The sequence below is a fragment of the Noviherbaspirillum sp. Root189 genome (assembly GCF_001428545.1).
In the GTDB taxonomy this organism is placed as follows: Bacteria; Pseudomonadota; Gammaproteobacteria; order Burkholderiales; family Burkholderiaceae_D; genus Noviherbaspirillum.
This window is the reverse complement of record NZ_LMHZ01000038.1, coordinates 23,641-33,171: the sequence shown is the minus strand read 5'-3', so window position 1 is coordinate 33,171 and position 9,531 is coordinate 23,641. Positions and strand designations below refer to the sequence as shown.

At 55.8% G+C, this 9,531-nt stretch carries 6 protein-coding genes; 4 read left to right on the top strand and 2 right to left on the bottom strand.

Annotated elements, in window-relative coordinates; genetic code table 11:
- Positions 1 to 680: 680 nt before the first annotated feature.
- From ASE07_RS20385 to otsB, 3 genes are read left to right on the top strand one after another with little or no spacing between them, the layout of a single operon-like run.
- Entirely contained in the window at positions 681 to 1,763 is a 1,083-nt protein-coding gene (locus ASE07_RS20385; RefSeq protein WP_057292660.1) for a mechanosensitive ion channel family protein, read from the top strand.
- A gap of 14 nt (positions 1,764 to 1,777) precedes the next feature.
- Positions 1,778 to 4,036 carry an alpha,alpha-trehalose-phosphate synthase (UDP-forming) gene (locus tag ASE07_RS20380; RefSeq protein ID WP_057292659.1) on the top strand — a complete coding sequence of 753 codons (2,259 nt, stop codon included), beginning with the start codon at positions 1,778 to 1,780 and terminating at the stop codon, positions 4,034 to 4,036.
- Between the two features lie 2 nt (positions 4,037 to 4,038).
- Positions 4,039 to 4,836, top strand: a complete 798-nt coding sequence (gene otsB, locus ASE07_RS20375) for a trehalose-phosphatase (protein ID WP_057292658.1) — start codon at positions 4,039 to 4,041, stop codon at positions 4,834 to 4,836.
- 25 nt (positions 4,837 to 4,861) lie between these two features.
- On the opposite strand, the gene purT is transcribed toward otsB, so the two are convergent.
- Complete coding sequence (gene purT / locus ASE07_RS20370) at positions 4,862 to 6,073, bottom strand: formate-dependent phosphoribosylglycinamide formyltransferase (RefSeq protein WP_057292657.1); 1,212 nt, start codon at positions 6,071 to 6,073, stop codon at positions 4,862 to 4,864.
- 183 nt (positions 6,074 to 6,256) lie between these two features.
- Complete coding sequence (locus tag ASE07_RS20365; RefSeq protein ID WP_057292656.1) at positions 6,257 to 7,918, bottom strand: MFS transporter; 1,662 nt, start codon at positions 7,916 to 7,918, stop codon at positions 6,257 to 6,259.
- Between the two features lie 398 nt (positions 7,919 to 8,316).
- Between ASE07_RS20365 and ASE07_RS20360 the strand changes: the two genes are divergently transcribed.
- A complete protein-coding gene (locus ASE07_RS20360; protein ID WP_057292655.1) occupies positions 8,317 to 9,495 on the top strand; it encodes an acetyl-CoA C-acyltransferase in 1,179 nt (392 codons plus the stop codon).
- Positions 9,496 to 9,531 lie beyond the last annotated feature (36 nt).

Below are 9,531 nucleotides of genomic sequence, written 5' to 3'. Positions count from 1 at the left end.
GACGGACTCCTTTTGTTGGTTGATCCCCATGCCCATGCGAACCAGTACGTCTACTTTGGCGCAAAAAGACGGAGGGAGTCCATCCCATCAATCAACATGTCGCTTGTCGCGTTATGGGTTGGGGTTGGGGTTGGTATAGGGCCTTCTCATCGTATGGTCTGTACTGTCTTTGTCGGCGCACCCTGCGGGTGCCATTTCAAAAGGCACTCTATTTGACGGGTCGTCTACGCTGACGCAATGTCGGCAAGACAATGTGCCGGATCGGTTAAGACTCTTAAGTTGGGCCTAAGCAAGTGCAGGTATAGTGCAAGGCATCCAAACAGTTCAAGACGAGAAGTGCTGCTGTACGACGAGTTCGATAGTGTTCATGTCACGCCTGTTGACAGGCGTCGTCGTGAGCATCTGGACGCACGATCGCCGCGTTAGGAAGAATCACGCTGGTCTGCAATTGCGGTCCTGTCTGTGCTTCCATCCGGCAATCATCTATCGCTTGTTCTTTCTATTAATCAGAGAGAAAAGCGCCGTTGCAGCGAGGCCTTAACGTCCTTAACGCATCTTGCACTAACCATTTCCCGCCAGTCTCTTCCCATAGCAGGAAGGGACAATAGTTGGCGAGCACTCATGCCAGGAAGATCGCCGACCACCATGGTGATGCCAGCATGATTTTTTCAGGAGTTGCCATGACCAGCTTTGACTTCGTGTCCTATGATGCGGCTCTCGCCGTGACCGCCGGTTTGGTGGTTTTCGCCGCACTGCTATTACTCAAGGCGTTCATCGCACGCCAGCTTCGACAGCGGGCAAAAACTGCCAAGCCTTCATTTCTTGAATATGCTGAACAAATCACAACCGGTACGAGGCTGCCATTCTTCATCGGTATTGCACTGCTCGTCGGCTTTAGCCAGACCGAGCTGTCGGCTCTTCATGCAAAATGGCTGAACTACGCATGGATCATTATTCTTGTCTCACAGATCGCACTGTGGGGAAACCGCATCATCGCGGTCGCTGTCCAGCGCTCCTTCATTTATCAGCGCCAGAGCGATCCGGCGAGTGCGACACACTTGATGATCGCCGGCCTCATTGGCCGCATCGTTCTATGGTCGACCGCCGCGCTGGTGGTTCTGGATAATCTCGGATTCAACATCACGACCATCATGGCCAGCCTTGGCATCGGTGGTATTGCGGTTGCGCTGGCTGTGCAAAATATCCTTGGCGATATTTTCTCCTCTGTGTCGATCGCTTTGGACAAACCGTTTGTCATTGGCGACTTCATTATCGTCGATTCCTACATGGGCACAGTGGAATACGTGGGCATGAAGACAACCCGTCTGCGTAGCTTGGGCGGTGAGCAGATCGTCTTCTCCAATGCCGAATTGCTGAAATGCCGCATACGCAACTACAAGCGCATGCAGGAACGGCGTGTGCTGTTTGAGTTCGGCATCGCGTATGAAACGCCAATGACCGAAATCGAACGCCTGCCGCAAACGGTCAAGGATATCGTGTCGGCAAGTTATCTTGAGACCCGCTTTGACCGCGCGCATTTCAAGGGATACGGAGACAGTGCCCTGTTGTTTGAAGTGGTGTATTACGTGCTTGATCCGGACTACAACAAATACATGGACATACAGCAGGAAATCAACCTTGGTCTGCTCGCGGCACTGCGTGATCGAAAAATCTCGTTTGCCTATCCGACACGCACCTTGTATGTCGCGCCTTCTCCTGCCAATGAAGAGATTTCCAACGCGGCTGAAAAACTGGTCGCCTGAAAAAGGAGACGAAAATGAAGATGCAGTGGACTCGCCTGTCGATGCGTTTTGTCGTCCCTCTCGCCATGGTCCTGGCGCTCGGTGCGTATGTCGTCGTGCCGCTTCTGGATAACTTTACATTGCGATGGTTTGTGCGCGATCTGGACATTCGTTCAAAGATGCTTGCCACAACACTGGAAGAGCCTTTACTCGACTACGTGCCGCAACGCGCAAAGGGCAAGATCAATCACCTGTTTAGCAAGGCCATCGAGGATGAGCGCCTTTATGCGCTGGCATTTTGCGACAAGAACGACCGTGTTCTGTATTCCACGTCAACCTATCCGGCCTCACTGGGATGCAAGGAGCCGGGAGCGTCGAGGGAAGGCATCGAAAAGGCGTTGGTGCGTCTGCCGCAAGGCCCGGTTCATGTTGCGCAAAGTGTGATGAGCCGCGAAGGCGAAGCCTTCGGTAAGCTGGTGCTGGTGCACGATATGAGCTTTATCGAGCATCGGAGTGCGGACACAAAGAAGTATGTGATCTACTTTTTCATCTTGTTAGGTATCGTCATCTCGCTCATTACCGTCGCGGTTGCGCACCTGAGCTGGCGAGGGTGGATAAATGGTGTCAGGGGCTTGTTGCGCGGCGAACTGTTGCCAGCATCGCATGCGCGGCCTTCGCCGGAAGTCAGTCCGTTGGTAGGCGATCTGCGTGCGCTGCTGCATGAATATCACCGCGAGCGACAGGGACATCGTGATGGCGAGCAAGCATGGACGCCGGAGCGACTCCGGGAGTTATTGCGCGGCGAGCTCGCTGGTGATGAGGTCCTGGTCGTATCCAATCGCGAGCCCTACATCCACAATGAAACCGCCAACGGCGTCGAAGTAAGCCGTCCCGCGAGCGGACTGGTGACCGCCGTTGAAGCAGTCATGCGTGCCTGCTCGGGCACCTGGATCGCGCATGGCAGCGGTAGCGCCGATCAAAAGGTGGTGGACAAGCATGATCGCGTGCCGGTCCCGCCTGAACAGCCGGAATATACGCTGCGCCGGGTCTGGCTCTCAAAAGAAGAAGAGCAGGGCTACTACTACGGTTTTGCGAATGAAGGCTTGTGGCCGCTATGCCATATTGCCCACGTGCGCCCGGTTTTCCGCTCGTCCGACTGGGAACAGTACGTCAAAGTGAATCAGCGATTTGCGGATGCCGTCATTGCAGAGGCCCGTACCGACGATCCTGTCATTCTGGTGCAGGACTATCACTTTGCCTTGCTGCCGAAAATGATTTCCAAGGTGCTGCCACGCGCCACCATTATCACGTTCTGGCACATTCCGTGGCCTAATCCCGAGTCCTTCGGCATCTGTCCGTGGCGCGAGGAAATCCTTGCCGGTATGCTGGGCAGTACTATTCTCGGCTTCCATACGCCATTCCATCGCAAGAATTTCCTGGAAACGGTAGATCGTTATCTGGAAACCCGTATCGAGTCGGAGGCATCAACCGTTTCCCATGGCGGCAAGCTGACGCAGGTCGAAAATTACCCGATTTCTATTGCCTGGCCCGGTGCCGGCGAAGTCAGCGCGGAGAGTCGCAACGAATGCAGGATCAATATCCGCAAGTCGCTGGCACTGCCGCCGGATCACTTGCTGGGTATTGGCGTTGACAGGCTGGACTACACCAAAGGTATTGTTGAGCGATTTCAGGCCGTAGAGCGTATGCTTGAACTGAATCCGGGCATGGTGGGCAAGTTTACCTTCGTGCAGATCGCTGCACCGTCGAGGTCCTCACTGGAGGAATACCAGAACTTCGAGGCACGTGTCAGGGCGCTGGTGCTACGTATCAATCAGCGCTTCTCGCAAGGAAATTATGTTCCCATCCTGTTGAAGGCGGAACATCATGATCAGTATCAGCTCAACCGGTATTACCGGGCGGCGGATGTCTGCATGGTCACCAGCCTGCACGATGGCATGAACCTGGTCGCGAAGGAGTTTATTGCTTCACGCTACGACGAACTTGGGGTTCTCCTGCTGAGTCAGTTCACCGGCGCCGCGCGTGAACTGCACGAAGCACTGATTGTCAATCCTTACCACATTGAGCAAAGCGCGGAGGCCTTATATCGGGCCCTGACAATGCCGGAAGCCGAGCAAAAGGAGAGGATGCGCAGCATGCGGGCGCTTGTGAAAGACTTCAATGTTTATCGTTGGGCTGGACATATGCTTTTAGATGCAGCGCGCCTGCGCAAACGTGAGCGTGTCATGCAGAGAATCGATACGCATCATCGCCCGGTTCTGCGTCGCGTGGTCTGATCATGGCAAATCCCTTCTTTGATCAAGGAGTTCAGGATCTGCTGGAGCTTGTGCGACCCGGCATGCTGTGTGCATTCGACTTCGACGGCACGCTTGCTCCGATCGTTGCCGATCCGTCCGATGCACGCATCCCTGCCCCGATTTTACGCCGCCTGGCGGCATTGACCGAGTTTACGCCTGTAGCGGTCATTACCGGCCGCTCGGTGGAGGATGTCAGTCTTCGGCTCGATTTCTTTCCGGAGTATGTGATCGGTAATCATGGTATCGAAGGGATGCCGGGCCAGGAAACACAAGAGGAACTTTATCGCCTGACTTGTCAGGACTGGTTGAAACGTTTGCAAGCCGCACTGCAGGCGCAAGACCTTGCTTCAGCAGCGTGGATCGAGGACAAGACGTTTTCACTGTCGATCCATTATCGTATGGCGCAGGACTTGTCCCGTACGGAAGCACGGCTACGTCGGCTTATACGTCAGCAGTTGCCCGATGCTGAGATTGTCGATGGAAAATGCGTATTCAACGTGCTCCCTGGCGGAGCGCCTTGTAAAGGTGATGCACTGGAGATGCTGCGACACACGATCTCGGCACCGTCTGTTATTTATGTTGGTGACGATGTGACCGACGAGTCGGTTTTCAGACTGCCTCGCGAGGACCTTCTGACGATACGGATAGAAGATGCACCTGACACGGCAGCGCAATATTATTTGCAGCGCCAGGAGCAGGTAATCGATTTGCTTGACATGCTGTTGCATCGATTAAGCGAGATATTGCTCGATAAGGCGGGTTCGCACCCAGCGCCGTAAACGCATTAAATCCTACACAGTCGCCCTACTTAATGACTACCGGCCTTACCTTGGCAGCAGCTTCTTTTGCCAGCACACGCGCCGTCTCCACATCCTTTGCCGTTGCCAGCGCAACACCCATTCGCCGACGCGCAAAGGATTCCGGTTTCCCGAATAATCGAATATCGACGCCAGGCGTGGCCAGTGCATCCGCGACACCTTCGAACGCCAGTGCTTTTGCTTCATGCTTGCCGTAGATGACGGCAGAGGCCCCGGGTGCCAGTAGGGAAACGTCCACGGGCAAGCCCAGGATGGCTTTCGCATGCAGTTCAAATTCATTCTGACGCTGGCTTGCCATGGTCACCATACCGGTGTCGTGTGGGCGGGGGCTGACTTCCGAGAACCACACCATGTCGCCTTTTACAAACAACTCCACGCCGAAGACGCCGAGTCCGCCGAGATCATCGGTCACCTTTCTGGCGATTTCCCTTGATTTTTGCAGTGCCGCAGCAGGCATCGGATGCGGCTGCCAGGATTCGACGTAGTCGCCTTTTTCCTGCACATGTCCGATCGGTTCGCAGAAATGCGTCGTCACGTCGCCCTGTGCGTTCAATGCGCGCACCGTGAGTTGCGTGATTTCGTAGTCAAAATCGATAAAGCCTTCCACAATTACCCGGCCTGCGTCGACGCGACCGCCTGCGGCCGCATAGTTCCAGGCCTTCTCCACCTCTGCGGCGTTGTCAACGCGCGACTGACCTTTTCCCGATGAGGACATCACTGGCTTGACGACACAGGGAAAGCCAACTGCCTCGCAAGCCGCTTTCAGTTCGTCCAGGCTGTCGGCAAACCGGTAGGGTGAGGTCGCAAGCCCAAGTTCTTCCGCGGCAAGCCGGCGTATTCCTTCGCGATTCATGGTCAGCCATGCGGCACGAGCGGTCGGAATGACGGTCGCAACACCCTTGCGTTCGAGTTCCACCAAGGCCGGCGTCGCAATCGCTTCGATTTCGGGCACGACCAGATCAGGCTGCTCCTTTTCAATCAGGGCAGTCAGTGCGGCGCCGTCCGTCATATCGATGACATGGGCGCGATGTGCTACCTGGTGGCCCGGGGCATTCGGATAACGGTCCACGGCGATGACTTCGACGCCGAGGCGCTGTAACGCGATGATGACTTCCTTTCCCAGTTCGCCGGAGCCTAGCAGCATGACTTTGACAGCGGAGGGAGAGAGTGGTGTGCCGAGGCGAACAGGTGTTTTCATGACGTGAATGAAAAATGGAACTCTAAAAGTGGGTGCGGCTTGGTGTTGGAGTTGGTTCGCGGACGATACCAGAAATGCAGCTTTTTGGCAGGCGACGCGCAAGATGAAGAAATAAAAAAGCCGCCTGAAGTCCAGGCGGCTTTCCGAGCCGGGCGGGGTAGACCGCCCGTCACGATTCCATGCTTAATCTGCAGCGTAGATATCCTTGTCCTTGGTTTCCTTGACGAACAGCATACCGACCACGAAAGTAATCAGAGCGATGATGATCGGATACCAGAGACCGAAGTAGATGTCGCCCTTGTAGGCCACCAGCGCGAACGCTGTGGTCGGCAACAGACCGCCGAACCAGCCGTTGCCGATATGGTAAGGCAGGGACATGGATGTGTAGCGAATGCGTGTCGGGAACATTTCGACCAGCATCGCCGCAATCGGACCGTAGACCATGGTGACATAGAGCACCAGGACCACCAGCAGCAGCAGGACCATGCCCTTGTTCATCTGGGCCGGATCAGCCTTGCTTGGATAACCTGCGGCCTTGATGGCGTCACCGACTTCCTTCTTGAACGCAGCGTCTTTTGCAGCGGCTTCTTCTTTCGAGAGGCCGGTTGCATCGTAACCCTGGATGGTCTTTTCACCGATCTTGATTGATGCAATGGTGCCTGCAGGCGCTTCAACCGTGTTGTAGCTTACGGAAGCGTTAGCCAGCAAGGTACGTGCGATGTCGCAGGAAGAGGTGAACTTCTTGGTGCCGGTTGGGTTAAACAGGAACTGGCACTTTGACGGATCGGCCGTCACGACAACCGGGGAGTTCTTGATCGCGTTTTCCAGCGCCGGGTTAGCGTAGTGCGTCAATGCGCTGAAAATCGGGAAGTATGTCACCGCAGCAAGCAAGCAGCCACCGAGGATGATTGGCTTGCGGCCGATCTTGTCGGACAGGCTACCGAAAATGATGAAGAACGGTGTACCGATCACGAGCGATGCAGCGATCAGCAGGTTAGCCGTTGCACCATCCACCTTCAGTGTCTGCGTCAGGAAGAACAGTGCGTAGAACTGACCGGTGTACCAGACCACTGCTTGACCGGCGGTCAAACCGATCAGTGCCAGGATCACGATCTTCAGGTTTTTCCACTCAGCGAAGGATTCGGTCAATGGTGCCTTGGAAGTCTTGCCTTCGGCTTTCATCTTGGCGAACGCCGGGGATTCATTCATGGACAGGCGGATCCAGACCGAAATTGCCAGCAGGAACACCGAGACCAGGAACGGGATACGCCAGCCCCAATCAGCAAAGGCTGCTTCGCCGATTGCGGTACGGGTGCCGAGAATCACCATCAGTGACAGGAACAGGCCCAGTGTCGCAGTAGTCTGGATCCATGCGGTGAAGGCGCCGCGCTTGCCGTGCGGAGCATGTTCGGCGACATAGGTTGCCGCGCCGCCATATTCACCGCCAAGTGCGAGCCCCTGCAGAATCCGCAGAGTAATAAGGATGATCGGCGCTGCAATGCCGATCGAAGCATAGTTGGGCAACAAGCCGACGATGAAGGTCGAAACGCCCATGATCAGGATCGTCACCAGGAAGGTGTATTTACGGCCGATCATATCGCCGAGTCGACCAAAGACTAGGGCGCCGAAAGGACGAACAATAAAACCTGCCGCGAATGCCAGCAGCGCGAAAATGAACGCGGTGTTCGGGTCGGTACCGGCAAAGAACTGTTTCGCGATAATCGCGGCCAGTGAGCCGTATAGATAAAAGTCGTACCACTCGAATACCGTTCCCAGCGAAGATGCGAAAATGACTTTCCGCTCCTCTGACGTCATGCCGCGTGCAGTCGTTTGTACTGTCGCCATGCCTATCTCCTCAAATAATTAATATTCATGTGCAAAACTTCTTGCCCATATTGCACATCTGGAGTGTGCGACTCGAACCTTACGGGATGCTTGCTTCAAACTTACAGAAACTTACAGCGTGCAACTTGTCGCAAAGACAATTTTGTGTTGCGATCCTGGTGAGATGCACTATAGGAAGATGTTTGAAAAAAGAAGAAAAGCTTTACGAACGATCGTGCTAAAAATATGCTATTCTCAAATTTCGGTGAATTTTTTGCCTGATTAAAACCTAACTAAAACCTAACAGCTTTACTGGAAGACGAGGCGGCAAAGCCGAACGCCGCGCAGTGGTCCGCCGAAGAAGCGACAAGCTCGAGCACTGATTCGAACATCCACAAATCCAACTCAAGGAGCATTAAATGACTGACGCCGTCATCGTATCCACAGCTCGTACCGGCCTGGCCAAATCATGGAAAGGCGCGTTCAACATGACCCACGGCGCGACGCTGGGCGGCCATGTGCTCAAGGCAGCTATCGAGCGCGCAAAGATTGAAGCAGGTGAAGTAGAAGACGTCATCATGGGCTGCGCCACGCCGGAAGGCGCCACCGGCAGCAACATTGCCCGTCAGATCGCACTGCGCGGCGGATGCCCGGTGACGACCGCCGGCATGACCATCAACCGTTTCTGCTCCTCCGGCCTGCAAACCATCGCGACCGCAGCGCAGCGCGTGATCGCGGGTGAAGGCGACGTGTATGCAGCGGGTGGCGTCGAGTCGATCTCCTGCGTACAGAACGAAGCCAACAAGCACATGCTGGCTGAAGTCTGGCTCAAGCAGAACAAGCCTGAAATCTACTGGCCGATGCTGCAGACTGCTGAGACAGTCGCCAAGCGCTATAACATCAGCAAGGAACGCCAGGATGAATACGGCGTCCAGAGCCAGCAGCGCGCAGCGGCTGCGCTGGCCGCAGGCAAGTTCAACGACGAAATTGTTCCGATGACGACCATCATGGGCGTGGCCGACAAGGAAACCGGCATGCTGGTGACCCGCGAAGTCACCATCTCCGCCGACGAAGGCATCCGTGCCGACACCACACTTGAAGGCGTGTCCAAGATCCGTACCGCGCTGCCGGGCGGCGTGATCTCCGCAGGTAACGCCAGCCAGTTCTCCGACGGCGCATCGGTTGCCATCGTCATGAACAGCAAGCTGGCCGAACAACGCGGCCTGCAGCCGCTCGGTATCTATCGCGGTTTCGCCATCGCCGGTTGCGAGCCGGATGAAATGGGTATCGGCCCGGTCTTTGCGATCCCCAAGCTGCTCAAGAAAGCCGGCCTCAAGGTGGAAGACATCGGTCTGTGGGAACTGAACGAAGCATTCGCGGTGCAGGTCCTGTACTGCCGCGACAAGCTCGGCATCCCGGCTGATCGCCTCAACGTCAACGGCGGCGCGATTGCCGTGGGTCACCCGTACGGCGTATCGGGCGCTCGCCTGACCGGCCATGCGCTGATCGAAGGCAAGCGCCGCGGCGCCAAGTACGTGGTCGTGACCATGTGCATCGGCGGTGGCCAGGGTGCTGCCGGCCTCTTCGAAGTGGTGTAAGCAATATCAGACTCGTGGGCGCTTCGGCGCCCACGA

Excerpts from the sequence above, each read along its gene's own strand:
- ASE07_RS20360 (WP_057292655.1), top strand. The coding sequence starts at position 8,317 with ATGACTGACGCCGTCATCGTATCCACAGCTCGTACCGGCCTGGCCAAA.
- ASE07_RS20365 (WP_057292656.1), bottom strand. The coding sequence starts at position 7,918 with ATGGCGACAGTACAAACGACTGCACGCGGCATGACGTCAGAGGAGCGG.
- purT (WP_057292657.1), bottom strand. The coding sequence starts at position 6,073 with ATGAAAACACCTGTTCGCCTCGGCACACCACTCTCTCCCTCCGCTGTC.
- otsB (WP_057292658.1), top strand. The coding sequence starts at position 4,039 with ATGGCAAATCCCTTCTTTGATCAAGGAGTTCAGGATCTGCTGGAGCTT.
- ASE07_RS20385 (WP_057292660.1), top strand. The coding sequence starts at position 681 with ATGACCAGCTTTGACTTCGTGTCCTATGATGCGGCTCTCGCCGTGACC.
- ASE07_RS20380 (WP_057292659.1), top strand. The coding sequence starts at position 1,778 with ATGAAGATGCAGTGGACTCGCCTGTCGATGCGTTTTGTCGTCCCTCTC.